The sequence below is a fragment of the Haloarcula litorea genome, from assembly GCF_029338195.1.
GTDB lineage: Archaea > Halobacteriota > Halobacteria > Halobacteriales > Haloarculaceae > Haloarcula > Haloarcula litorea.
Genome location: NZ_CP119779.1, coordinates 1,654,209 through 1,675,435 on the forward strand (window position 1 = coordinate 1,654,209; position 21,227 = coordinate 1,675,435).

Consider the following 21,227-nt stretch of genomic DNA (forward strand, 5'->3'; position numbering starts at 1 on the left):
CCTCCGTTCGGCCGGAGGAGTCCCGGACGGGGAGCCGCCGCCGATCGGTCTCTGTCGCGTCGAAACCGCCCCGATCGTCTCCGGAGGTCCCGGATCAGAACGGCGCGTCGGGTCCCTCGTCTGCCCCGCCCGCGTCGGCTCCCCGCTCCTCGATCGGGCCGTCCCAGCCCTGCAGGCCGGGCGCGAAGCTCTCGACGCGGCCCTCGAACCCCTCGTAGGAGGCGATGAGCCGCGCGGCCTGGACGCTCGATTTCCCCTTCGGACACACCGTCACCACGCGGTCGTCGCCGTCGAACTGCTCGACCTCGTCGACGAGTCGCCCGAGCGGGACGTTCTCGCTGCCGGGGATGTGGCCCCGTGCGAACGCCGCGGGCGATCGGATGTCGACCACGCGGGCGGCCTCGTCGTCGAGCACCGACCGGAGCTCCTCGCCGTCGATCTCGCCGTCCATACACGGTGTCTGTCGGTACGGGCCTAAACCTCCGTCGGACTACAGCAGGTCCTCGGCCCGGGCCAGCAGGATCCCCTCGATGGTGGCGTCGTTGGCCGGCTCGCGGCGGGCGACCGACAGCGCCTCCTCGACCGGCACCGTCGTCACCGAGAGGAACTCGTTGTCGTCGAGGTCCCGGTCGACCGGCTCCAGTCCCTCCGCGAAGACGATGCCCCGGCGGTGTCGCAGGACGCCGGTCGAACACCAGAACTCCTCCAACAGCGAGACGCCCGCCGGCTCGAACCCGGTCTCCTCGCGGAGCTCGCGCGCCCCGGCGGCCGTGTAGGACTCGCCGTCCTCGACGATGCCCGCGGGCAGTTCCAGACACTGCTCGCGGATGGTGGGCCGGTACTGGTCGACGAACACGAGCTCGTCGCCGGTGCGGGCGACGACGACGACGGCGTCGGGCAGCTCGGCCCAGTAGTACTTCTTCTCGGAGCCGTCGGGCTGGCGCACGCGGTCGTAGCCGCCGGTGTACCAGCCGGTCTCGTACTCGGCCGCCGAGTCGACGACGGGCCACTCGTGGGTCGGCTCGCGGGTCATGGTTGCTGTGTCACCGCGAGCCGGTAAAGCGTACCGTCGTGGCGCACGCGGACCCCCTCGCCGGCGACGGCGTCGGGGTACTGCTGGCGGAGCGCGTCGAGTTCGTCGAACGGCGAGTGGGTGAACGCCCCCTTCAGCCCGACCGGCCCGCGCCAGTAGGGGGCCGAGCGGCCGCTCGCGTCCGCGGAGGCGTTGCCCAGCGCGCCCGTCGTGTAGGGGTACCGCCGGTCGGCGAGCGCGCTGGCGTTCACGGCGCTGGCGTTCCCGCCGGCAGTCGCGTTCCCCGCCGGCGTCGCGGTCAGGTAGTAGGGATCGCCCGACTGCAGGTAGCTCGGGAGCGCACCCAGCGCGAGCAGGGCGAGGAGCACGACGGCCACGCCGAGGAGGAAGTTCCGCGTGACCCGGCGCATCAGACGACCTCGCTGTAGATGCGGCCGAAGGCCTGCCGGCGGAGGGTGCCGACGGCGGCCTCGCGCTCGTCCTGGAAGGTGGCCGCGACGGCTTCGTCGGCGAACGCGGGCGCGTGCCAGACGACGCCGTCGACGTGCTCGCTCCCGAGGACCGTCACCTCGTGGTCGGCGTCGGCCCGCCAGTCCTCGAACTCCGCGCGGGTGCCGACCGTCACCGCGAGCGACTCCGCGAACAGGGCGTCGCGGGCCGTCTCGACCACGTCGCCGGTCACGCGCTCGCGGTACTCCTCGCCGTCCAGTCCCATCGCCTTCGCGACCTCCTTGACGACGACCTGCGCGGTCGACCCGACCGCCTCGTAGCGGTCCCGGGCCGCCTCGGCCGTCGCCGGCGCGAACTGCCCCTCTGTCTCCATACCCGGCCGTAGGCGCTCGCGGGCTTACTCGGTTTCGGCTTCGTCGTCGCCCGCCCCGCCGTCCGCGTCCGGTTCGCCGTCGCTTCCACCGCCGTCCGCGCCTGCCTCGTCGTCCGCCGCCCCCTCGTCGAGCATCGCCCGCGTGAGGTCGCGGGCCTCGGCCAGCACCTCGCGGTCGTCCTCGCTCAGGTCACGGGGGCCGCGGTGGCTGTCGGCCCCGGGCGGCAGGTCCCCGGTGCCGCCGTGGTCGTGTCCGTGCCGGGCCTCGCCGTGGGCGTGGCCGTCGTCCACGCCGCTCTCCTCGAACACCTGCGGGTACTCCGTCTCCTCGGCGCGGTCGACGACCGCCTCGGCCAGTTCTGTCTCGCCCAGTTGGCCCCACCCCTCGACGTGGTCGTCCAGCCACGCCTCGTGGTCGTCGCCGCCGGTCATCGCGGTGAACGCCAGGTGGTTCGCGAGGTGGCCCGCGTCGGCCTGCGGGTCGCCACAGACAGGACAGGCGTATCCCATGTCCGGCGACAGACGCGCCAGCCGTATAGCTGGCCGGGTTCAGAGCAGTCGCACCATCACGAGCGCGTTCTCGCCGTTGTCGTAGTAGTTCGGGATGGTCTTGCGGTGCTCGAAGCCGAACTCCCGGTAGAGCCGGCGCGCGCCCGAGTTGTCGGCCCGGACCTCCAGCTTGACCGAGCCGGCACCGGCCGCCGACAGCACGCCCAGGGCCCGCTCCAGCAGCGCCGTCGCGACGCCGCCCCGCCGGTAGTCCGAACGGACCGCCAGGTCCTTGATGTGACCCATCGGCGTCCCGTGGTTCGGCACCGTGTCCGCGATGACGTAGCCCGCGACGGTCGGCACGTCGTCCTCGATCCCGGTCTCGGCCACGAGGAAGCCCGGCTCGCTCAGATAGCTCTCCAGCGCCGAGAACGGCCACGGCTGCGGGAAGGCGGCCTGCTCGATGCGGTGGACCTCCAGCAGGTCGGCCTGTTCGGCCTGCCGGACCGTCGGCCGGTCGGCGTCGCCCGGACCGTCGGGTGCGACCGTCGTCACGTCCGTGCGTACGCGGTGACTCCACATAGATGTTGTCGCCGACCGCCCCGCTCCGCGATTCCGGAACCACTTTGTCCGCGCTCGTCCCCGCTTGGCTCGGACCCGGCCGCACGCGCCGGTCCCGCTCACGCATGACAGACACCCACCCGCTCGCGGTCGTCGAGACGGTCGTCCTGGTCGGCATCGGCGGCTTCGCCGGCTCGAACCTCCGGTACTTCGTCGCGGGCGTCCTGCCGGGGCTGCCCGGGACCCTGCTGGTCAACGCCGCCGGGAGCTTCGCGCTCGGGGTCCTCGTGTACGAGGCCCACCGGATCGGCGTGCTGGCCGACGAGACCAGCCTCGCGGCGTCGACGGGCTTTCTCTCCTCCTTTACCACGTACAGTACGTTCGCGCTCCAGACCGCCCGGGCCGCCGAGTGGGCGCTGCTCAACGTCGGCGCGAACTACGCGCTTGGGTTCGCCGGCGTCCTCGCCGCCCGGGCCGCCGTCGACGCCGTCGGGGGTGGTGACTGATGGTGGCGGTCGAACCGGCTCACCTCGTCGGCACCGGGGGCGCGGTCGGCGCGATCTGCCGGTACTACCTCGGCCGGGCCGTCGACCGCGAGGGGTTCCCCGTCGGGACGCTGACGGTCAACGTCGTCGGGAGCTTCGTCCTCGGGCTGATCACCTTCGCCGGGGCGGGGACCGACGTGCTCCTGCTGGTCGGGACCGGAGCCTGCGGATCGTTCACCACGTTCTCGTCGTTCTCGGTCGACACCGTCCGGCTCTGGGAGCGCGGCCGCCCGGCGGCCGCCGTCGGAAACGCCGCGGTCAATCTCGCCGGCGCGCTGCTGGCCGTCGCGCTCGCCCGCGGCCTCGTGACACTCGTGGCTGGCCTCTGAGTCGACGGCGCGTCAGCGACACCCCCCGTCTCCGTCCACCGCCCGCGGGCTGGCCCCGCCGTCGGGCGTCCGGCGCTCGCGCACCCGGACGTGGTGGACCGTCTCCGTCGCGTCGTCGACGACCAGCGCGGCCCCCGTCTCGGTCGGGAGCCGCTCGTCGAGCGCGTCGAGGTACGTGGGCCGGGCCCCGCGCAGCGCCGCCACGTCGCGCTCGCTGGTCAGCCGGTGGGCGACAAGGAGGTCCGCCTGCGAGACGGCCACGTCGGGGAGCGCGCTCGGCCGCTGGGTCGCCAGCCAGCAACTCACCCCCGGCCGCCGCCCCCGGGTCAGTAACCGCCGGAGCGGCCGCCCGGCGACGCCGTCGGTGAACGCGTGTGCCTCGTCGACCAGCAGCCACGGGAGGCGGTCGACGGCTCCCGCGACGCGCCCGCCGTACAGCGCCCCCGCGACGGCCGCGAGGACGGCGTTGGCCGGTGCGCGGTCGAGCCCGGACAGCGACAGCACGGTCGCGTCGCCGTCACAGAGGTCCGTCGCCGTCAGTCCGTCGGCGTCGAAGACGCCCCACGCCGCCGCCAGGTCGAGGTGATTGGCGGCCGCTCGGCGGGCGGCGGCGGCCGCGTCACAGTCCGCGACCCGCTCGCGCATCCCGGCCAGCGTCTCGGCCTCGCTCGCGGCCCGCCAGACGAGCGCGCCCGCCCCGGACTCCGGAGCCAGTCCCAGCAGCGAACACCACGCTCGCGGCCCCAGCGCGTCCGCGCTGACACGCGGCGGTTCGACCCGACCGATCCCCGCGTCCGCCAGCGGGCCGAACGCGCCCATCGGGTCCGCGACGACGGGCGCGACGCCGTCGGCCGCCGCCAGTCCCTCCAGCAGGACGCCCAGCGTGTGTGTCTTCCCGGCCCCGCGCTTGCCGACGACCAGGCCCGCGTGCGGTCGGTTCAGGTCGACGTCGACCGCCGCCCCGGGACTCCCGTCGCGGGCCCGGTAGTGGCCCAGCCGTCCCGTCGGTCCGTCTCCTCGCTCGCGCCCGATGACCACCATAGCGTGGCTGGTCCCGTCTCCGTACTTGAACCCCCGTCCGAGCGTTCAAGTGGGAACCCGGGGCCAGGGGGGTCTATGTGTGCGTCACTGCGTGCGGACGAACGAGCGATCGAGGGGCTCCCGATCCGGCTGGTCATCTCACTGGTGGTCGGCGTCGCCTGCCTCAGCGTGATGATGGGGACGATCTCCGGCATCGAGACGCTCCAGGTCACGGAGGTCGACGTGGAGCCACACCCCGAGGTGACGACGCCCGGAGGTACGAACGTCACCGTCACGGTCGTCGACCCGGAGGGGTCTCCGGTCTCGGGCGCGACGGTGGTCGCAAAGAGCGGGTCGGCCCGGCTCTCGTCGGTGGCGACCGCCGAGACCGGGGCGGGCGGGAACGCGACGCTCTCGCTGTCGCCGTCACTGGGGCCGAACCAGCAGGAGGGGACGGTCGTCTTCGACGTGAAACCGCCGGCGGGCAGCAGCTACCAGGACACGCGGACGAACACGCACCTGCTCGTGGTCGAGTCCTAGTCCCAGTCGATCCAGTCCTGCTCCCACCCGGCCCGTGACTGGGCCTGCCGGCGGGCGTGCTCCCGGTCCTCGCGGCGGGTCCGGTTGCGCTCGACGGTGTCGGCCTGCTCGCCCTCGACGAGCATCGGCCGGAAGGCGACCCCGCCGAGCCGCTCGGTGTCGCCCCCGGGCTGGACGACCGCGAGGCTCTGTTGTCCGGTTCCGAGCGGCATCACCAGCCGGCCGTCCTCGGCCAGCTGGTCGAGCAGCGCCCGGGGCGGTTCGACGGCGGCGGCCTCCACGAGGATGCGGTCGTAGGGGGCGTACTCCGGCAGGCCGTCGGCCCCGTCGCGCCGGTCGACGAGGACGCCGCCGTAGCCCGCCTCCGCGAGGTTCGATCGCGCGTCGAAGACGAGCCGGCGCGTGATGTCGATGGCCTGGACGTTCGCGGCCCCGACGTGCTCGGCGAGGACGGCGGCCGTGTAGCCGACGCCGGCCCCGACGACGAGCACCTCGTCGTCGTCCTCGGGCGCGAGCGCCTCCAGCAGCCGCGCGACGGTGCTGGGCGAGAGGACGCGGGTCCCGAGCCGCTCGAACGGGCGGTCGGTGTAGGCCTGCTCCTCGCCGACGAACGGCTCCCGCGGGACCGCCCGCATCGCCGACGACAGCCACGCGCTCCGCACGACGCCAGTGCTGTCGTGCTGGAGGCCGTCGACCATATCGTCCCGCAGCACCGCTGGGTCCATATCCGAGGTTCCCGCTGGACGTATATGAATGGCGCGCCCGGCGGCGGCCGGCACCCTCACTGCAACGGGACGAACCGCACCGCACCGTGGTCCTCGCGGTCGAGCGATCCGTCCGCCCGGCGACGCGCCCGCACGAGCGTCTGGCTGTGCGAGCCGATCGGCGCGAGCAACAGGCCGCCGGGTCGGACCTGTTCGACCACGGCCTCGGGGAACTCCGGGGCCGCACAGGTCAGGTACGCGCGGTCGTAGGGCGCGTGGTCCGGCCAGCCCTCGCGGCCGTCGCCGGCCCGGACCGACACGTCGCCGTAGCCCGTCTCGGCCAGCGTCGCGCGCGCCAGTTCGGCGAGCTCGTCGTGGTACTCCACGCTGTGGACGTGGTCGGGACCGACCAGCTCGGCGGTGACGGCGGCGTGGTAGCCGCGGCCGGTCCCGATCTCGAGGACCCGGTCGCCCGGTTCGAGGTTCAGCAGTTCGGCCATCATCCCGACCATGCGTGGCGCGGAGATGGTCTGGTCCTGCCCGATCGGCAGCGGGCGGTCGTCGTAGGCGTCGCGCCGCCGCTGCTCGGGGACGAACTCGTGGCGCGGGACGGTCCGCATCGCGTCGAGGACGGCCCCGTCGTCGACCCGGGTATTCCGGAGGCGCTGGACCAGGCGCTCGCGGGCGTCGTCGGGGTCGAACCCGGCCATCCTACCAGGCGGACCAGGCCGTCGTGGACTCGTCGCGGACGTACAACCGGTTGATGTCTTTCGCCTCGGCGCTGTCGCCGTCGAAGTCGAGCTTGCCGTGGTCGTAGCCGTGGGCGTCCTCCCGGATGTGGATGCCCTCGACGGTGAACTCCTCGTCGCCCAGCTGGTCGGTCTCGCCCACGACGAACTCGTAGTCGCCCGGCACCTGGAGCTTGAAGCTCTCGGTCTCGTCGTGCTGGCCGTCCTTCGGGTGCATCGTCACGTTGACCGCGACGTTGCCGACCGCCCGGGACCAGATGGTCTCGACGGCCTCGACGGGGGCCTCTTCCGTCCGGCCCTCGTCGGTCTCCAGACTCGTGATGCGGGCGGTGACGACCGCCGCGTCGGTCTCCAGCAGGAACTCCTCGCCGACGGCCAGCTGCTCCTCTTCGGGGACGTCGACCTGTGCGGTGAACGAGTCCCCGTCCTGGGAGACGACGACGTCCCGTTGCAGGGTGGTCTCGTCGGGCAGTTGCTCCTTGTGGACGTGGTCGCAGTCGGTACAGCGGACGGTGACCTGCCCGCCGGGTTTGAGGACCTCGTGAACCGTCTCGAGGCCCGGCGAACAGGCCGGACAGGGGAGCGCGATGCGCTCGCCCGGTGTGACGTCAGTCATAGGAGGCCGTTGACGGCCCGGGCCTAAATGGTCGTCGTCCCGGCCGAGCCGCGGCCGACGCCTCAGCCCACCACCTCGAAGACGGCGACGAGGTAGTACACCGACACCGCGAGCATCACCGCGCCGGTCGCCCGGTTGACCAGCGACCGGTGTCGGGTGAGTGCCCCCAGTACCCGGGACTGCCAGCGGTCCGAGACGAGCGCCAGCGTGACCAACGGCGCGGCGATGCCGCCGCCGAACGCGAGGAAGTTCGCCAGGCTCCCGACCGGGTCGGTAAAGAGGAACGAGCGCGCCAGGAAGACGGCGACGAAGCCCGGATTGCAGGGGACGACGATGGCCCCGAAGAACGCGCCGTAGCCGAACGCCGACGCGACCGGGTGATTGGTCTGTGGGGGCTCGACGCTCGGGACGAACCGTCCGAACTCGACGTCCGCCAGCAGGAGGAGACTCGCCGCCCCCAGCAGCGCGAACGCCGCCGGCGAGACGACGCCGACGACGTCGGTCAGCGAGGTCTGCAACAGCGTCGTGAACACGAGCCCCAGTCCGAGCATCGACGCCAGGACGCCGGCCGCGACCAGGCCGCCCAGCACGCCGATCGACAGCCGCCCCTCGTTCGTCCGGTTCGAGAGATAGGCGAGAAAGCCGGGATACAGCGGGAGGACACAGACGGCCGTCAGCGGGGTCGCAAGCCCGAGCGCGAACGTGCCGGCGAGCTGGGTCGCTGTGACCATCTCAGCACTCGTCGACGGCCGCCGCGATGTCGCCGGCGGACTTGACGCCCCGTCCCGACAGCAGGGCCGCGTCGCCGTCCGGACAGACCCGGGCGACCGGGGCCGCGGGCGGGCTGGTGACCACGGTGCCGAACTCGTCGACCAGCGCCGAGGTCACGTCCGTCGGCGCGACGGCGTACCGCCAGTCGAAGCCGTGCTCCGCGGCGTGTTTCCGGACCGTCTCGGCGCTCTCGTTGGGGTCGACGTTGACGCTGATCGGGACCGCGTCGGGGTCGTCGGCCGCGAAGGTCGCGAGGTGCTGTTGCTGGCGGGTACAGACGGGACACCAGACCGCGAAGAACTCCAGGATAACCGGCGCGTCGGCGAGTCCGGCGACGGTGAACGTCTCGCCGGTCGTCACGTCGGTCAGCTCCGCCGTCCGCCAGTCCACCTGCGCCTCGGTCGCAGTCCGCGTGGTGGCGTCGGTCGCCGCCTCCGTCGGCTCGGTCGTCCCCGTCGCGTCCCCCTCGCTCCCCGTCGAGCTACACCCCGCAGCCGCCGCCAGCCCCGCCGCCGTCGCCCCGAGGACCGCCCTGCGTGAGCGTTCGCTGTCGTCCATACACTCTCCTCGGCCAACCGGGGAATATTCGTTGTCCGAATTCCGTTCAAACTCCGCACAGCCGCGGTAGTTTTATTGATCCCCGATCGAGCGTCCAGTCCGCGCGCTCGTCGCCCCGCTCACTCACTCCGCGGAAGCGCCACTTCCGCGCCGTCCGCGTACACGGTCGGCTCGGTCAGGATCCCGTCGAGGTGGACCGGCGCGTGCGTGTCGCCGCCGATGGCGTGGTCGTCGCCGACCGCGATGTGGACGGTGCCCCCGGCCTTCTCGTCGAGCAGGACCGAGCCGACCAGCTCCGTGACGGCGACGTTGGTCCCGATGCCGAGTTCGGCGAGGTTGTAGGCGTCCCGGCCCACCTCCTCGGCGGCCGCCGCCAGTTCCGCGCGGACGGCGTCGTCGCTCACCTCGGTGACGTAGCCGTCCTCGACCTCGAACCGGAGCCGCTGCCCGTCGAGCTTCCCGTGGGGACGCATCGTCCCGTCGACCACGAAGGTCCCGTCGGCCGTCTCGGGCGAGAGAAAGACCTCGCCCGCGGGGAGGTTGGACATCTCGCCGGGCTCGTGGACGATGCCGGTGTCGAGGTTCCACTCCCGGTCGCCGACGCCGAAGACGATATCGGTGCCCTGTGGTGAGGTGACCCGGATCTCCTCGGCGTCCTCGACCTGTGCGAGCACGTCCTCGCAGTGGCGTCGGATGGCCTCGTAGTCGGCGTCCAGACCCGTCAGGAACACGTCCTCGGTGATGCCGGGCAGGGTCGCCACCCGGGCTCCGGCGGCGTTTGCCTCGCTGCGGGCCTCGGTGTGGCTCAGGCTCTTGGTCGTCGGAGCCAGCACGACGTCGGCGGTCGCCATCGCGCCGGCGACGGGGGCCGGCGGCTCGGCCCCGTGTTGCTCGCCCGGCGGGTAGCGGAGGACGACGGCGTCGTCCGTAATCTCGCTGGCGACGCGGTACAGCGCCTCGCCGATCGGCCGTCGCTCGTCGTCGGTCACGACGGCACACGACTCGTCTCCCTGGAGGTCCAGACACTGTCGGACCGCGGTCTCCGCCGGTGCTCGGAGCGAGGAGTTGCCCATACCGTCGTCTGGGGTCGCTGCCGGATTAATGCTTGATGGATTCGGCCACCGCCACCGTGTGTCACGGTACCGTGCCGATAGTACAACGATCCGAGTTAGTTTCTATAATTATTAACCGCAACAAATATCTTGACCCCGCGCGAACCCTGTCGTATGCTCCACGTGGGCATCAACGGCTTCGGCACCATCGGCAAGCGGGTCGCCGACGCGGTCCGAACACAGCCCGATATGACGGTCGCTGGCGTCGCCAAACGGTCTCCGAACTTCGAAGCCGCGATCGCGCACGACCGCGGCTACGACCTCTACGCGGCCGGCGACGACGGCCACGACTTCGCGGCGGCGGACCTCCCGACCGCCGGGACCGTCGACGACATGATCCAGGAGAGCGACGTCGTCGTCGACACCACGCCGGGCGGCGTCGGGGCGACCAACGCCGACCGCTACGCCGACCACGACACGCCGGCCATCTTCCAGGGGGGCGAGGCCGCCGACGTGGCCGAGGTCAGTTTCAACGCCCGCGCGAACTACGACGCGGCGGTGGGTGCCGACTCCGCCCGCGTGGTCTCCTGTAACACCACGGGCCTCTCGCGCCTGCTCGCGCCGCTGGAGGAGACTTACGGCGTCGAGAAGGCCCGCGTGACCCTCGTCCGCCGTGGCGGCGACCCCGGGCAGACCTCCCGAGGCCCCATCAACGACACACTCCCGGACCCGGTGGAGATCCCGTCCCACCACGGCCCCGACGTGAAGACGGTCTTCCCGGACCTGGAGATCGACACGATGGGGATGAAGGTGCCGACGACGCAGATGCACACCCACAGCGTCAACGTCACCCTCGACGCGAACCCCGACGCCAGCGAGGTCCGCGACCTGCTCTCCCGGGAGTCCCGACTGTTCCTCATCCCCGAGACGCTGGGCATCGACGGCGCGGGGAAACTGAAGGAGTACACCCGCGACGCCGGCCGGCCGCGGGGCGACGTCTGGGAGAACTGCATCTGGGCCGAGTCCGTCACCGTCTCCGACGGCGACCTCTACTGCTTCCAGGCCATCCACCAGGAGGCCGACGTCATCCCCGAGAACGTCGACGCGATCCGCGCGCTCTCCGAGCGGACCGCCAGCGCCGAGACCAGCATCCAGCGGACCAACGACGCACTCGGCGTCGGGCGGGGCCTCGTCGAACACGAGGAACCGGCCCGCCACGCCGACAGCGCGGCCGACGACTGAGCCCGTCGCCGCCTATCCGACCTCGTAGAACTCGACCTCGCCGCTCTCGGTGTCCAGCGTCGCCACCGAGAACGGCTCCGGGGCCGGCGGGATGGCGATGCCGCCGGGGTTGATCCGCGTGGTCCCCTCGTACTCCTCGACGCCCGCCTCGTGGGTGTGGCCGTGGCACACGTAGTCGTAGGTGCCACACTCGACCAGCGCGTCCACGAGCGCGCCGCTGGTGCCGTGGTAGACCGCCACCGCCTGGCCGTCAAGCGTCAGTTCGCCCATCTCCCCGCAGTAGGTGCCCAACTCCGCGACGGTCGACTCCAGGGCCCACTCGCCGTCGTTGTTCCCCCGGACCGCGTAGAACGTCCAGTCGCCGTCGAAGGGGGTCGCAGAGAACGGCGCGACGAAGTCCCCGCAGTGGACCACCGTCTCGACGCCCGCCTCGGCGAACGTCTCGACGGCGGCCTCGACCAGCTCCGTGTTGTCGTGCGTGTCCGAGACGATTCCGACTTTCATACGCCGGGGTACAGGCGGCGCTCACAAGAACGTGTCTCCCCGACCCCGTCGCGCGGGGCTTATACACCCCCTCCCCGTAGCGGGCGACGATGGCACAGGGTATCCTCGACACCGTCGGGCTCGCCGCCGTCCTCCTGCTGGCCGGCCCCATCGCGCTGTTCGGCCTGGAGCACCTGGTCCGGGGCGACCTGTTCGGGGCCGCGCTCTACCTCGGCGTCGCCGCCGGCCTGGTGGTCGTCGAGCAGTACCTCACGACGCCGACGGACGTCCCGGGGCTGGTCGCCGAGAAGACGGTCGGGGCGGTCGTGAAGACCGACGACGAGGACTAGGTCTCGTCGCGCCAGCGGTCGGGGTCGTCGGCGGCCAGGTACTCCGTCAGCAGCGGCGGGAACGCCCGCCCCTCGAGGTACCGCAGACCGAAGTCCTCCGCCCAGTTGATGATGCCGCGGTCCTCCGTCACGACGCCGGCGTCCAGCTCCTTGGCCAGTACGAGCAGGTCGAAGTCCTCCCGCGAGTCCAGCACCCCCTGCCGGAGCGCGTCGCGGTACTCGTCGCGCAGGTCCGAGATCACCTTGTCCACCTCGGTCATGTGGTCGTGTTCCTCGACGGCCTCGGCGCGGGACTCCTCGGCCTTGCGGACGGCCTTCTCCGAGACCCGCAGCCCGCGGTTCACGCGGTCGGACATCTCGTCGATGAACTCGTAGACGAGGTCCGCGGGGATCATCACCTCGTGGTGGGCCGGCGACTTCGTGATGACCCACGTGTCCAGCTTCGTCAGCACCGCCTCGTCGACGTTCCGGTCCGCGAGCATCTCGGTCAGCTCCGTCTTGATCGAGGGCGGCATGTAACAGGAGATGTTGTGGACCAGTTTCGCCTCCGCGATCAGGTCGAGCAGGTCCCGACACGCCGCCTCGGCGTCCTGGTCGTCGTCCCGGATCTCGTCGGTGAGAAACAGCGAGGTGTCCAGCACGAACCGCTGTTTGAGCGGGCGGTCGGCCATACCGGTGCTACGCCACCCGTACACTAAGACCCTCTGGGGCCTCTCAGCGCCCGGGACTCGACACCAGCGTTATACTGGAATGTCAACAAGTGACAGTATGGCCCGCGACTGGGCGACGGTGTTCGACCTCGACACGGACGCCGCCGACCTGCTGGAACACTTCGAGCGCGAGTGGTTCGAGGGCCGGCAGTACCGCCACCTCCCGGACGCCCGACACGGCGTCGAGCGCGGGACCGCCATCGTCGGCGACGCCGTCGTCCGCGGCTACCCGTCGATGCCCCGGGCGCTCGTACTGGCGACGGCCGTCCCCGAGCGGTTCGACGGTCCCGTCGCCGTCGAGGAGAAACTGAACGGCTACAACGTCCGGGTCGCGCGGATCGACGGGGACCTGCTGGCGTTCACCCGCAGCGGCTACGTCTGCCCCTACACCACCGCGAAGGTCGAGTCCCTGCTCGACCCCGCGGGGTTCTTCGACGCCCACCCCGGGAAGATGCTCTGTGGCGAACTGGTCGGGCCGGAGAACCCCTACACCGAACACGACTACGCGGAGGTCGCGGAGGCGGGCTTCTACGTCTTCGACGTCCGCGACCGGGAGACGGGGGACCCCGTCCCCGTCGAGCGCCGGCGGGACCTCTGTGCCGACTACGACCTGGCGACCGTCCGGCAGTTCGGCACGTACACGCCCGCCGCGGCGGTCGGCGTCGCCCGCGAAGCCATCCGCGACCTCGACGCGACGGGCCGCGAAGGGGTCGTGCTGAAGTCGGTCGACGGCCGGCGGGCGCTGAAGTACACCACCAGCGCCATCCACCGCGCGGACCTCGAACACGCGTTCGCGCTCCCGTTCGACTACGGTCGGGACTTCCTCTTCACTCGGGTGCTGCGCGAGGCGTTCCAGGCCGTCGAGTTCGGCGACTCGACCGCCGAGGTCCACGAGCGCGCCCGGCGGCTGGGAGAAGCGATCCTCGTCCCGGCCGTCGAGACGGTCCGGGCCGTCGAGGCCGGCGAGCCCGTCGGCGACGACCACACGGTGCGGGGCGACCCGGCGGTGATCGAGTCGCTGCTGTCGCACTTCCGGGACCAGGGGCTGGAGGTACACGTCGAGCGAGACGAGCGCGTCGACGGGGAGCGGGTCGTCGCGTTCACCAAGGTCGCGCGGGCGACCCGCGACAAGACCGAGTACTACCTCGAGGGCGGAACGGTCGACGAGTGAGACGGGTCAGTCGGCGACGATGGCCTCGCCGGCCTCGTCGAGCAGTTCGTCGATGGAGCGGTCGCTCGGTGCGTTCTCCAGCAGCACGTCGATGGGCAGCGTCGGCGCGCCGTCGATGAGGTTCTCCATCAGGACCAGCCGTTCCCGGGCCCGGGACATCCCGACGTAGAAGACGCGCCGCTCGTTGTCGGTCAGGGTCGGGACGGGGCTGGTGTGTTTCGTGAACTCGTCGACGCTTGGCACCTCGATGCCCTTCTGGTCGACGGTGGCGGCCATCTGCTCGACCACCTTCTCGGTGAGGTCGGTGCCGACGAAGACGTGGTCGGCCTCGCGGCCCTTCGCGGAGTGGATGGTGCCCAGGCGGACCCGGTCGGCGTCCATCCCGCGGTAGTCGCCGGTGAAGTACGCGTCGACGCTGCGCTCCTGGAAGCTCGTGACCTTCCGGAGCATGTCGCCGGCCGAGGCCGCGTCGGGGACGAACGGCACGTACTCGGTGACGAAGTCGGCGTCGACGTCGATCTCGGCGATGTCGTCGGCGTCGTGGTCCTCCTCGACGTCCTCCAGGGCGTCGAAGAAGTCGTCGCGCTCGCCGGTACCGAACGCGGAGTCGGCCAGCATGTCCGCGAGCCGACGGGCCTCCAGCAGCGTCAGCTCCTCGTCGGCCTCGACGGCCTCGACGGCGTTGACGTACTCGGTCAGCCGGTCGGTCCACATCCGCTGGTCGGTCAGACAGGAGAAGGGGATGCCCTCGTCGATGAACTCGTCGATGAACTGGAACATCTGGTAGCGGGCCCGAAAGAGGACCATCACGGTCTCGTCGGACTCCTGGACGGTGGCCTTGACGTTGCGCGCCAGGTCGAACATCGAGGGGTTCGTGACCGCCTCGACGCGCCCGCCCTCCTTGCGGGGGTTGAGGTCCTTCTCCTGGCGCTTGTCGATGTGGCGCACCTCGCGGTTGACGACGTTGAGGATGCGCGAGGGCAGTCGGTAGGAGTTCGGGAGCACCTCGTCCTGGGTGACGTCCTCGTCCAGCAGGAGGTCGGGGTCCGCGCCCTGCCAGGCGTAGACGACCTGGTCGTCGTCGCCGGCGATGAGGACCCGCTGCATGTGGGGCTTCCACTCCTCGTAGACGTCGTACTGCAGCGTCGTGATGTCCTGGAACTCGTCGATGACGAGGTAGTCGACGTTGGGCAGCAGCGACCGCTGGGCGACCCGTTCGAGCATATCCGCGAACCCGGTGACGTCGTTGTCGCCCTTGTACTTCCGCCAGCCGCGGATGGCGTTGGGCACGTCCACGCGGTCGTCGTCGGTGGGCCAGGTGGGCGTGTACTTGTTACCGGTCTGGGCGTTGTCGTCGATCTCCGGCGGCAGGCGGACCTCCTCCTCGTCCCACTTGAACGGGACGTCGTACCAGTCGGCCACGTCGCGGCGGGTCCGCTGGAGCCACTGGCTGGTGGCGATGATCTTGTTGCCCAGCGTCGTCGACCGTGCCGAGCGCCGCCGGGACCCCTCGTACTCGTCCTCGTACTCGATGCCGAACTCCTCGCAGAAGGCCTCCTTGTCGTCCTCGCCGACGACGTCGCCCCGGGAGAGATCCAGCAGTTCGTACGCCTTCGCGTGCATCGTGCAGACGTTGCCCTTCAGCGCGCGGGGAGTCACGTCGAGCCGCTCGGCGAGCCGCTCGCGGATCTCGGCGGCCGCCGCGCGGGTGTACGAGACGACGAGCACGTCGCGGAAGTCGACGTCGTCGTCCTCCAGCAGTTCCTCGACCCGGTCGAGCAAGGCCGTCGTCTTCCCGCTCCCGGGCCCACCGAACAGGCGGACAACCTCGGTGGTCGAATCGGTCATTGCCAACCAACTAGGCTCGCTGGTTCTTAAACGACGTGCTTTCTGGGAGGCGGAGATAGCCCGACCGCGACGGCCGTCGACACCGACGCCCTACCGGTACAGCGAGACGTACAGCATCGCGAACCCGATGATGAACGGGATGGTCTCGGCCATCTGGAAGAAGACGTTCGCCAGCGCGCCCACGCGGCCGGCGCTCAGCTGCGTGATGACGCTGGAGACGGCCACGCCCATACTGATGAACGCGAAGCCGACGAAGGCGAACTGCAGGCGCTCGGAGGGGCGCTTGCGGTAGGCCTGGAAGCTGATGAGCGTGATCCCGAGCGTCAGGCCGAACACGACCATCCGCATCAGGACCAGCGCCCCGCGGGCGATGGCGACGCCGCCGGAGGCCATCCGTCAGGCCCTCCCCTGCATGGTCATTCGGGGTTCAGCTCGTCCCACAGCTGGCTGAACCGGTCGGGGAGGTTCTCCTCGCGGTAGATCTGGACCTTGTACTCCTCGTCTTCGAGCGAGATGACCGTCGACTCGAAGTTCGACTCGTAGACCTTGTAGTGGTTGCCGTCCTCGGCGACCAGCGTCCGGTCTTTCACGAGGTCGTACTCGTCGAGCAGTTCGATGCGACGGTACACCGTCGGCAGCGAGAGGTCGCACTCCTCGGCGAGCTCCTTCGCGGAGTGGGGCTGGCGGCTGATCGCAGCCAACACTCGGCGGGCGTGCTCGTCGCCGATGGTGTCGAGGATCTCCTCGATGCTCTCCTCGTCGTCCTCTGCCACTACCCGTGCTCTACTCGTGAGTTCACATAAGCGTTTTCGCCCGTCGAGGTGGTTTCAGGCTCGGAAAACGCTGGGCGGTTTATATGCTGTCAGAGCCGGTACCTCCGGGTGCGGATCTAGGTGAGACGATGTCCGGAGACGACCTCCGTCGCGTGGCGACGGGCGAGGCGGTGGGCGACCGACCCGACGAGCGACTGACTCCCCTCGACGGGACGGACGACCGGCGAGTCGCGGCCAGTCGCGACGCCGTCCCGGAGTCGGTGTTGGCCTCGATCGCCGACGATGTCGCCGACGGCGACGTCGCGGTCGACGACGGACTCGTCACGGGGAGCCTCGACGAGGTCCTGCTGGCACTGATCGCGCTGTCGGACGACGAGACCCACGGGACCGGACTGATGACGGAGCTGTCGAACCTGTTCGACGCCGACCTGAGCCCGGGCACTGTCTACCCCCGGCTCCACGAGCTCGAAGCCGACGACACGCTCGCGGTCCACGAGCTCGTCCAGACCAAGCAGTACGCTATCGACGACCCCGACACGGCACGCGCGTCGATCGAGGACGCGGCACGCAGCCACCTGGCACTCGGGCTGTTCCTGCACGCGTCCCTCGACGCCGTGTGACGCGAACCGGTTCTCTCAGTTCGGCCTGTTCCCGGCCCCGGTCGGGTTCGGCTACACCCCCTCGACGGGTCGACGGCGCTCCCGCTCCACTGGAGTCGACGACGAACCGCAGAAAGCGCGCCGTGGTTATACCGGTGTCCAGCCGCACACCGAGCACTCGGTCGCCGACGTCTCGTGGAGACCGCCACAGTCCGGACACTGTTTCTTGTTGTAGTTCTCCTCCCAACCGGGCTCGTCGACCTCGTGGCCCCGCTGTGAGAGGAACTCGTCGAACATATCGTCGCTACTCGGTGCGGACGCCATACGTGCTATGGTATACCACACCAGCATATAGAACTACCGGTACTGTCGAACGTTGCCACACCACCGCCGCTGCGGATCGCCCGGCGACGGCGATTTCCGAGTGTCCGGTATCGGACGGCGACGGCTCCACGCACCGGTCTCACGCCCTGTCCACCGGCGTCACGGACCGCCGCCGTGTCGACGACCGGCCCCGTCGCCGTTCGCCGACTGCCGACGCGGGCGGCTGTACGTGTGAGCGAGAGGGCGGCGCTGACTCTCCTCGGAACTCGAACAGCTGTACGGGCTCGCCGTCGACGAGACGGAGCTGCGGGAACGCGGCGAGCAGATTGAGCGATATTACGAGCCGCTCGCCGACCGGATGGCCCCGCCGGCCGAGGCCGAACAGTCGGCGGCGAGCCACGACTACCCGGAAGACAGGATGTGCGTGTAGCGGTGGCGGGCGATCCGAGTCCCCCAACCGCCGTCGGCTCACTCCTCTGCGATCTCGTGGCCCTGCCTCCCTCGATCCCCTGTCCCCGGGGTGTGATCGAAAGGACGCCGTCGCTCGCGGCGGGTGAGCTGTTCGTCCGCCTCGTCGACCGACGCCGTCCGCTCGGCGGTGATCCGGAGCCTGTGGTCCGCGACCGTGATGTCGACGAGGTCGGTCGGCATCGACTCCGATCGGCCCCCACTGGGCGACGGGACCGGAAACCCGCGGGCGGCGTGTTTCGCCCGTCGCGCTCGCTCCTCGCAGAAACGTGGGCCCTGCCGGATTTGAACCAGCGCTCAATCGGTTATGAGCCGACCGCTTTAACCAGACTAAGCTAAGGGCCCTCGGCGGCAGTTCTCGATTCCTCGTCTTTAGCCTGTCGGCATCGGCGTCCCGCGGGTGTCCGATCGGCGCGACGGAGAAGACGCCACCGCCAGGGCTCGAACCTGGGACAACCACGTTAACAGCGTGGTGCTCTACCAACTGAGCTACGGCGGCTCGGACGCATCCAAACCTTATCCGAGTCGTTAAATATGGCTTTCGCTTCCGGTCGTCACCGACACGCTTTCACGCACTCTGTGGGAACCAGGGGGTATGAGCGACGAGTTCGACGCCGTCGTCGAGCGGGTCCGGGCCCGGGTCTCGCCCGACGCCACGGAGCGCGAGCGGCTCCAGGCGGCCGCGGAGGCGGTGATGGAGCGGGCGCGGACGGCAGTCGCGGACCTGCCGGTCGACGCCGAGGTGATCCAGGTCGGGTCGACGGCCCGGGGGACCTGGACCGCCGGCGATCGGGACGTGGACGTGTTCGTCGCGTTCCCGCCGGAACTCGACCCGTCCGAGCTGGAGCGGTACGGCCTGCAGGTGGGTCACGCCGTCCTCCCCGACGGCCACGAGGAGTACGCCGAACACCCTTACGTCGTCGGGACCGTCGACGGCTACGACGTGGACCTCGTCCCGTGTTACGCCGTCGACGACGCGGGCGACATCCAGTCGGCGGTCGATCGGACGCCGTTTCACACGCGCTATCTCGACGGCCGGCTGGACGACGGCCTCGCAGACGAGGTCCGGGTCGCGAAGGCGTTCCTGAAGGGCGTCGGCGTCTACGGGAGCGACCTCCGGACGCGGGGGTTCTCGGGCTATCTCACCGAACTGCTCGTCCTGGCGTACGGCGGGTTCCGGGCGCTCGCCGACGCCGCCGCGGACTGGCATCCACCGGTGCGGTTCGACCCGGCCGACCACGGGACCGAGACGTTCGACGACCCGCTGGTGGTCGTCGACCCGACCGACCCCGAGCGCAACGTCGCGGCGGTCTGCTCGGCGGAGAGCGTCGCCCGGCTCCAGCACTACGCCCGGGACCTGCTGACCGACCCACGCGCGGAGCTGTTCGAGTCCCGCGACCCCGAGCCGTACGACGCCGACGACGTGCGGGCCGCCGTCGACCGCCGCGGGACGACGCCGGTCGCGCTCCGGTTCGACGCGCCGGACGTGGTCGCCGACCAGCTCTGGCCGCAGCTCCGGAAGTCGCTGCACGGCGTCACGGACGAACTCGAACGGCGGGGGTTCGAGGCGTTCCGGGCGGCGGCGTTCGCCGGGGACAGCGGTGGCCCCGACGGCCCGGCCGCCGCGACCGGCGACGCCGTCCTGCTGGTCGAACTCGCCGTGGCCGAGCGGCCGGCCGTCGAGCGCCACGAGGGGCCGCCGGTCCACGTCCGCGAGCACGCCGAGGGGTTCTACGAGGCCTACGCCGACGATCCCGACGCGGTCGGCCCGTACGTCGACGGCGACCGCTACGTGGTCGAGCGCGACCGGGCGTTCCGGAGCGCCGAGGCCTTCCTCCGGAGCGACGCCCTGTTCGACGTCCGCCTCGGTCCCCACGTCGAGTCGGCGCTCGACGACGGCTACGAGCTGCTCGTGGGGGCGGAGATCGCGGCGCTGGCCGACGCCTTCGGCCGTGACCTGGCGGCGTACTTCGATCCGCAGCCGTGAGGACGCGCTACGACCCGAAGCCCCGTTCGGCCAGTTCGTCCAGCACCTCGCGGGCCTCGTCGCTCACGTCGCCGTCGGGCTCCATCGGCCGGTAGCCGTCCATCACTTCGTGGACGGTGGCGACGGAGTCCGAGAGCGTGTCGAGGCCGTAGCCGCCCTCGAGAACGAACCCGAGGCCCGCGTCACAGTCGTCCGCGAGGTTTCGCATCCGGGCGGTCATCGCCCCGTACCCCTCCGTCGAGACCCGCATCCGCGAGATAGGGTCGTGTTCGTGGGCGTCGAAGCCGGCGCTGACCACCAGCAGGTCGGGGTCGTAGTCGGCGACGGCGGGGGCGATGCAGTCGTCGATGGCCGCGAGGTAGTCGGCGGTGTCCGCGCCCGGCCTGTACTTCACGTTGAGGGTCGCGCCCTCGCCGTCGCCCCTCCCGGTCTCGTCGACGGCCCCGGTCCCGGGGTAGAGCCCGTCCTCGTGGATCGAGGCGTAGAAGACGTCGCCGCGGTCGTAGAAGATGTCCTGCGTGCCGTTCCCGTGATGGACGTCCCAGTCGAAGATGGCCACGCGGTCGGCTCCGTCCTCCAGGGCGGCCTGAGCGGCGACGCCGGCGTTGTTGATGAAACAGAACCCCATCGCGTCGTCGGCGACGGCGTGGTGACCGGGTGGCCGACCCAGGGCGAAGGGGGTGTCCCGGTCGGAGACGTCCGTCCCGGCGGCCCGTGCGGCCCACACCGAGAGGCCGGCCGAGGCCAGCGCGGCGTCCCAGGTGGCCTCGACGGCGACGGTGTCGGCGTCCCAGTCCCCGCCACCGTCGTCGCAGAACTCGCGGAACTCGTCGATGTAGTCGGGGTCGTGGACGGTCCGTACGAGGTCCAGGTCGGCGTCGTTGGCGGCGACGTACTCGACGCCGTGGCGCTCCTTGAGCGCCCGCCGGACCGCACGGAGGCGGTCGGCACTCTCGGGGTGGCGCTGGCCGGTGTCGTGGTCCAGACAGACCTCGCGGTAACCGAAGTTCATTCAGTAGTACTGGGCGAGTTCGAAGTAGGTTCGGACGTCGGCGGCCTTGACCGTCCGCCGGTCGGCGTGGCGGGCGAGGTCGGCGGCGGCCGCGGCGGCGTCGTCGGCGAACCGCTCGAGGACGGACGCCAGCGCCACGCGGGCGTCCATCGCGACCCGGTAGTCGTCGTCGATGTCGAGCCGAGCGATGCGGTCGACGGGGGCGACGGGGAGTTCCAGGGCGTCCTTGTCCGGGACCTCCCCGACGCCGAAGTCCGACGGCATCAGCGTCTTCCGGCCGTCGGCGGTCGCCTCCTCGGCCGCGTCGACGGCCAGCCGCGCCCCCCGCTGCTGGATTCGACGCGCCAGTTCCTCTGCCGCGTCGGCACTCACGCGCAACCCGCCGGCGTTCCGTCGGATGACGGTATCGACCGGCGCGAACGGCAACTCGACGCTCATACAAACACGCGGGAGTGTTGCGGCCTTAAGGG

Annotated in this window: 30 protein-coding genes and 2 tRNA genes; 8 read left to right on the plus strand and 24 right to left on the minus strand. The window is 70.9% G+C overall.

What is annotated here, in order from left to right:
* Positions 1–94 precede the first annotated feature (94 nt).
* From P0592_RS08820 to P0592_RS08845, 6 genes are read right to left on the minus strand one after another with little or no spacing between them, the layout of a single operon-like run.
* Positions 95–451, minus strand: a complete 357-nt coding sequence (locus tag P0592_RS08820) for a rhodanese-like domain-containing protein (protein WP_276270518.1) — start codon at positions 449–451, stop codon at positions 95–97.
* Positions 452–490: 39 nt separating this feature from the next.
* Complete coding sequence (locus P0592_RS08825) at positions 491–1,033, minus strand: NUDIX hydrolase (RefSeq protein WP_276270519.1); 543 nt, start codon at positions 1,031–1,033, stop codon at positions 491–493.
* A complete protein-coding gene (locus P0592_RS08830) occupies positions 1,030–1,443 on the minus strand; it encodes a hypothetical protein (protein WP_276270520.1) in 414 nt (137 codons plus the stop codon). Before P0592_RS08830 ends, P0592_RS08825 begins: the two co-directional genes overlap by 4 nt.
* Positions 1,443–1,856, minus strand: a complete 414-nt coding sequence (locus tag P0592_RS08835) for a DUF5809 family protein (RefSeq protein WP_276270521.1) — start codon at positions 1,854–1,856, stop codon at positions 1,443–1,445. Before P0592_RS08835 ends, P0592_RS08830 begins: the two co-directional genes overlap by 1 nt.
* Before the next feature lie 24 nt (positions 1,857–1,880).
* Positions 1,881–2,366: a DUF5810 domain-containing protein gene (locus tag P0592_RS08840; protein ID WP_276270522.1), complete on the minus strand. Its 486-nt coding sequence runs from the start codon at positions 2,364–2,366 to the stop codon at positions 1,881–1,883.
* 39 nt (positions 2,367–2,405) lie between these two features.
* Positions 2,406–2,900 (minus strand): GNAT family N-acetyltransferase, encoded by a 495-nt coding sequence (locus P0592_RS08845; RefSeq protein ID WP_276270523.1) that lies wholly within the window; start codon positions 2,898–2,900, stop codon positions 2,406–2,408.
* 131 nt (positions 2,901–3,031) lie between these two features.
* On the opposite strand from P0592_RS08845, the gene P0592_RS08850 reads away from it, so the two are divergent.
* Positions 3,032–3,412 carry a CrcB family protein gene (locus P0592_RS08850; protein WP_276270524.1) on the plus strand — a complete coding sequence of 127 codons (381 nt, stop codon included), beginning with the start codon at positions 3,032–3,034 and terminating at the stop codon, positions 3,410–3,412.
* Positions 3,412–3,780 (plus strand): fluoride efflux transporter CrcB, encoded by a 369-nt coding sequence (crcB, locus tag P0592_RS08855; protein ID WP_276270525.1) that lies wholly within the window; start codon positions 3,412–3,414, stop codon positions 3,778–3,780. The genes P0592_RS08850 and crcB overlap by 1 nt, the downstream gene beginning before the upstream one ends.
* Before the next feature lie 12 nt (positions 3,781–3,792).
* Here the strand turns inward: crcB and P0592_RS08860 are convergent, their stop codons facing one another.
* The gene (locus P0592_RS08860; RefSeq protein WP_276270526.1) at positions 3,793–4,821 is read right to left on the minus strand and encodes an ATP-binding protein; all 1,029 of its coding nucleotides are present in this window, start codon (positions 4,819–4,821) and stop codon (positions 3,793–3,795) included.
* 75 nt (positions 4,822–4,896) lie between these two features.
* Between P0592_RS08860 and P0592_RS08865 the strand changes: the two genes are divergently transcribed.
* Entirely contained in the window at positions 4,897–5,340 is a 444-nt protein-coding gene (locus tag P0592_RS08865; RefSeq protein ID WP_276270527.1) for a DUF7382 domain-containing protein, read from the plus strand.
* Here the strand turns inward: P0592_RS08865 and P0592_RS08870 are convergent.
* The 6 genes from P0592_RS08870 to P0592_RS08895 all read right to left on the minus strand — a co-directional run bounded on the left by P0592_RS08870 (position 5,337) and on the right by P0592_RS08895 (position 9,811).
* Positions 5,337–6,065: a protein-L-isoaspartate O-methyltransferase family protein gene (locus P0592_RS08870; protein ID WP_276270528.1), complete on the minus strand. Its 729-nt coding sequence runs from the start codon at positions 6,063–6,065 to the stop codon at positions 5,337–5,339. The genes P0592_RS08865 and P0592_RS08870 overlap by 4 nt on opposite strands.
* Before the next feature lie 56 nt (positions 6,066–6,121).
* Entirely contained in the window at positions 6,122–6,754 is a 633-nt protein-coding gene (locus P0592_RS08875) for a protein-L-isoaspartate(D-aspartate) O-methyltransferase (RefSeq protein ID WP_276270529.1), read from the minus strand.
* Between the two features lies 1 nt (position 6,755).
* On the minus strand, positions 6,756–7,409 hold the full coding sequence (locus P0592_RS08880) for an HVO_0476 family zinc finger protein (RefSeq protein WP_276270530.1): 654 nt from the start codon (positions 7,407–7,409) through the stop codon (positions 6,756–6,758).
* 62 nt (positions 7,410–7,471) lie between these two features.
* On the minus strand, positions 7,472–8,140 hold the full coding sequence (locus P0592_RS08885; RefSeq protein WP_276270531.1) for a cytochrome c biogenesis protein CcdA: 669 nt from the start codon (positions 8,138–8,140) through the stop codon (positions 7,472–7,474).
* 1 nt (position 8,141) lies between these two features.
* Positions 8,142–8,738 (minus strand): TlpA family protein disulfide reductase, encoded by a 597-nt coding sequence (locus P0592_RS08890; protein WP_276270532.1) that lies wholly within the window; start codon positions 8,736–8,738, stop codon positions 8,142–8,144.
* Between the two features lie 119 nt (positions 8,739–8,857).
* Positions 8,858–9,811, minus strand: coding sequence for an aminopeptidase (locus P0592_RS08895; RefSeq protein WP_276270533.1), 954 nt, complete (start codon positions 9,809–9,811; stop codon positions 8,858–8,860).
* Positions 9,812–9,964: 153 nt separating this feature from the next.
* Here P0592_RS08895 and P0592_RS08900 point away from each other — a divergent pair, with 153 nt between their 5' ends.
* Positions 9,965–11,032, plus strand: a complete 1,068-nt coding sequence (locus tag P0592_RS08900) for a type II glyceraldehyde-3-phosphate dehydrogenase (RefSeq protein WP_276270534.1) — start codon at positions 9,965–9,967, stop codon at positions 11,030–11,032.
* Positions 11,033–11,044: 12 nt separating this feature from the next.
* On the opposite strand, the gene P0592_RS08905 is transcribed toward P0592_RS08900, so the two are convergent.
* Positions 11,045–11,536 (minus strand): metallophosphoesterase, encoded by a 492-nt coding sequence (locus tag P0592_RS08905; RefSeq protein ID WP_276270535.1) that lies wholly within the window; start codon positions 11,534–11,536, stop codon positions 11,045–11,047.
* Positions 11,537–11,625: 89 nt separating this feature from the next.
* On the opposite strand from P0592_RS08905, the gene P0592_RS08910 reads away from it, so the two are divergent.
* On the plus strand, positions 11,626–11,865 hold the full coding sequence (locus tag P0592_RS08910; protein WP_276270536.1) for a DUF7533 family protein: 240 nt from the start codon (positions 11,626–11,628) through the stop codon (positions 11,863–11,865).
* Here P0592_RS08910 and P0592_RS08915 read toward each other — a convergent pair.
* Positions 11,862–12,536, minus strand: a complete 675-nt coding sequence (locus P0592_RS08915; RefSeq protein ID WP_276270537.1) for an RNA ligase partner protein — start codon at positions 12,534–12,536, stop codon at positions 11,862–11,864. The two genes, P0592_RS08910 and P0592_RS08915, sit on opposite strands and share 4 nt — an antisense overlap.
* Before the next feature lie 97 nt (positions 12,537–12,633).
* Between P0592_RS08915 and P0592_RS08920 the strand changes: the two genes are divergently transcribed.
* On the plus strand, positions 12,634–13,746 hold the full coding sequence (locus tag P0592_RS08920; RefSeq protein WP_276270538.1) for an RNA ligase: 1,113 nt from the start codon (positions 12,634–12,636) through the stop codon (positions 13,744–13,746).
* Between the two features lie 6 nt (positions 13,747–13,752).
* Here the strand turns inward: P0592_RS08920 and P0592_RS08925 are convergent, their stop codons facing one another.
* From P0592_RS08925 to P0592_RS08935, 3 genes are all read right to left on the minus strand, one after another.
* Positions 13,753–15,594 carry a UvrD-helicase domain-containing protein gene (locus P0592_RS08925; protein ID WP_276270539.1) on the minus strand — a complete coding sequence of 614 codons (1,842 nt, stop codon included), beginning with the start codon at positions 15,592–15,594 and terminating at the stop codon, positions 13,753–13,755.
* Between the two features lie 90 nt (positions 15,595–15,684).
* A complete protein-coding gene (locus tag P0592_RS08930) occupies positions 15,685–15,987 on the minus strand; it encodes a DUF7521 family protein (protein WP_276270540.1) in 303 nt (100 codons plus the stop codon).
* 23 nt (positions 15,988–16,010) lie between these two features.
* Positions 16,011–16,367, minus strand: coding sequence for an ArsR/SmtB family transcription factor (locus tag P0592_RS08935; RefSeq protein ID WP_276270541.1), 357 nt, complete (start codon positions 16,365–16,367; stop codon positions 16,011–16,013).
* 128 nt (positions 16,368–16,495) lie between these two features.
* Here P0592_RS08935 and P0592_RS08940 point away from each other — a divergent pair, with 128 nt between their 5' ends.
* Positions 16,496–16,987 (plus strand): PadR family transcriptional regulator, encoded by a 492-nt coding sequence (locus P0592_RS08940; protein ID WP_276270542.1) that lies wholly within the window; start codon positions 16,496–16,498, stop codon positions 16,985–16,987.
* 126 nt (positions 16,988–17,113) lie between these two features.
* Here P0592_RS08940 and P0592_RS08945 read toward each other — a convergent pair whose 3' ends face one another.
* From P0592_RS08945 to P0592_RS08960, 4 genes are all read right to left on the minus strand, one after another.
* Positions 17,114–17,290: an HVO_0416 family zinc finger protein gene (locus P0592_RS08945; RefSeq protein WP_336406624.1), complete on the minus strand. Its 177-nt coding sequence runs from the start codon at positions 17,288–17,290 to the stop codon at positions 17,114–17,116.
* A gap of 468 nt (positions 17,291–17,758) precedes the next feature.
* Positions 17,759–17,941: an Hsp20/alpha crystallin family protein gene (locus P0592_RS08950; protein ID WP_276270543.1), complete on the minus strand. Its 183-nt coding sequence runs from the start codon at positions 17,939–17,941 to the stop codon at positions 17,759–17,761.
* A gap of 87 nt (positions 17,942–18,028) precedes the next feature.
* Positions 18,029–18,103 (minus strand) — tRNA-Ile (locus P0592_RS08955).
* Positions 18,104–18,184: 81 nt separating this feature from the next.
* Positions 18,185–18,257, minus strand: a tRNA-Asn gene (locus tag P0592_RS08960).
* A gap of 96 nt (positions 18,258–18,353) precedes the next feature.
* On the opposite strand from P0592_RS08960, the gene cca reads away from it, so the two are divergent.
* A complete protein-coding gene (gene cca, locus P0592_RS08965; protein ID WP_276270544.1) occupies positions 18,354–19,745 on the plus strand; it encodes a CCA tRNA nucleotidyltransferase in 1,392 nt (463 codons plus the stop codon).
* 7 nt (positions 19,746–19,752) lie between these two features.
* Here the strand turns inward: cca and P0592_RS08970 are convergent, their stop codons facing one another.
* On the minus strand, positions 19,753–20,757 hold the full coding sequence (locus P0592_RS08970; protein WP_276270545.1) for a histone deacetylase family protein: 1,005 nt from the start codon (positions 20,755–20,757) through the stop codon (positions 19,753–19,755).
* Positions 20,758–21,195 carry a histone gene (locus P0592_RS08975; protein ID WP_276270546.1) on the minus strand — a complete coding sequence of 146 codons (438 nt, stop codon included), beginning with the start codon at positions 21,193–21,195 and terminating at the stop codon, positions 20,758–20,760.
* Positions 21,196–21,227 lie beyond the last annotated feature (32 nt).

Bases quoted from the DNA above. Each gene is read 5' to 3' on its own strand.
- P0592_RS08820 (WP_276270518.1), bottom strand. From the start codon at position 451: ATGGACGGCGAGATCGACGGCGAGGAGCTCCGGTCGGTGCTCGACGAC.
- P0592_RS08825 (WP_276270519.1), bottom strand. From the start codon at position 1,033: ATGACCCGCGAGCCGACCCACGAGTGGCCCGTCGTCGACTCGGCGGCC.
- P0592_RS08830 (WP_276270520.1), bottom strand. From the start codon at position 1,443: ATGCGCCGGGTCACGCGGAACTTCCTCCTCGGCGTGGCCGTCGTGCTC.
- P0592_RS08835 (WP_276270521.1), bottom strand. From the start codon at position 1,856: ATGGAGACAGAGGGGCAGTTCGCGCCGGCGACGGCCGAGGCGGCCCGG.
- P0592_RS08840 (WP_276270522.1), bottom strand. From the start codon at position 2,366: ATGGGATACGCCTGTCCTGTCTGTGGCGACCCGCAGGCCGACGCGGGC.
- P0592_RS08850 (WP_276270524.1), top strand. From the start codon at position 3,032: ATGACAGACACCCACCCGCTCGCGGTCGTCGAGACGGTCGTCCTGGTC.
- crcB (WP_276270525.1), top strand. From the start codon at position 3,412: ATGGTGGCGGTCGAACCGGCTCACCTCGTCGGCACCGGGGGCGCGGTC.
- P0592_RS08860 (WP_276270526.1), bottom strand. From the start codon at position 4,821: ATGGTGGTCATCGGGCGCGAGCGAGGAGACGGACCGACGGGACGGCTG.
- P0592_RS08865 (WP_276270527.1), top strand. From the start codon at position 4,897: ATGTGTGCGTCACTGCGTGCGGACGAACGAGCGATCGAGGGGCTCCCG.
- P0592_RS08870 (WP_276270528.1), bottom strand. From the start codon at position 6,065: ATGGACCCAGCGGTGCTGCGGGACGATATGGTCGACGGCCTCCAGCAC.
- P0592_RS08875 (WP_276270529.1), bottom strand. From the start codon at position 6,754: ATGGCCGGGTTCGACCCCGACGACGCCCGCGAGCGCCTGGTCCAGCGC.
- P0592_RS08880 (WP_276270530.1), bottom strand. From the start codon at position 7,409: ATGACTGACGTCACACCGGGCGAGCGCATCGCGCTCCCCTGTCCGGCC.
- P0592_RS08885 (WP_276270531.1), bottom strand. From the start codon at position 8,140: ATGGTCACAGCGACCCAGCTCGCCGGCACGTTCGCGCTCGGGCTTGCG.
- P0592_RS08890 (WP_276270532.1), bottom strand. From the start codon at position 8,738: ATGGACGACAGCGAACGCTCACGCAGGGCGGTCCTCGGGGCGACGGCG.
- P0592_RS08895 (WP_276270533.1), bottom strand. From the start codon at position 9,811: ATGGGCAACTCCTCGCTCCGAGCACCGGCGGAGACCGCGGTCCGACAG.
- P0592_RS08900 (WP_276270534.1), top strand. From the start codon at position 9,965: ATGCTCCACGTGGGCATCAACGGCTTCGGCACCATCGGCAAGCGGGTC.
- P0592_RS08905 (WP_276270535.1), bottom strand. From the start codon at position 11,536: ATGAAAGTCGGAATCGTCTCGGACACGCACGACAACACGGAGCTGGTC.
- P0592_RS08910 (WP_276270536.1), top strand. From the start codon at position 11,626: ATGGCACAGGGTATCCTCGACACCGTCGGGCTCGCCGCCGTCCTCCTG.
- P0592_RS08915 (WP_276270537.1), bottom strand. From the start codon at position 12,536: ATGGCCGACCGCCCGCTCAAACAGCGGTTCGTGCTGGACACCTCGCTG.
- P0592_RS08920 (WP_276270538.1), top strand. From the start codon at position 12,634: ATGGCCCGCGACTGGGCGACGGTGTTCGACCTCGACACGGACGCCGCC.
- P0592_RS08925 (WP_276270539.1), bottom strand. From the start codon at position 15,594: ATGACCGATTCGACCACCGAGGTTGTCCGCCTGTTCGGTGGGCCCGGG.
- P0592_RS08930 (WP_276270540.1), bottom strand. From the start codon at position 15,987: ATGGCCTCCGGCGGCGTCGCCATCGCCCGCGGGGCGCTGGTCCTGATG.
- P0592_RS08940 (WP_276270542.1), top strand. From the start codon at position 16,496: ATGTCCGGAGACGACCTCCGTCGCGTGGCGACGGGCGAGGCGGTGGGC.
- P0592_RS08945 (WP_336406624.1), bottom strand. From the start codon at position 17,290: ATGGCGTCCGCACCGAGTAGCGACGATATGTTCGACGAGTTCCTCTCA.
- P0592_RS08950 (WP_276270543.1), bottom strand. From the start codon at position 17,941: ATGCCGACCGACCTCGTCGACATCACGGTCGCGGACCACAGGCTCCGG.
- cca (WP_276270544.1), top strand. From the start codon at position 18,354: ATGAGCGACGAGTTCGACGCCGTCGTCGAGCGGGTCCGGGCCCGGGTC.
- P0592_RS08970 (WP_276270545.1), bottom strand. From the start codon at position 20,757: ATGAACTTCGGTTACCGCGAGGTCTGTCTGGACCACGACACCGGCCAG.
- P0592_RS08975 (WP_276270546.1), bottom strand. From the start codon at position 21,195: ATGAGCGTCGAGTTGCCGTTCGCGCCGGTCGATACCGTCATCCGACGG.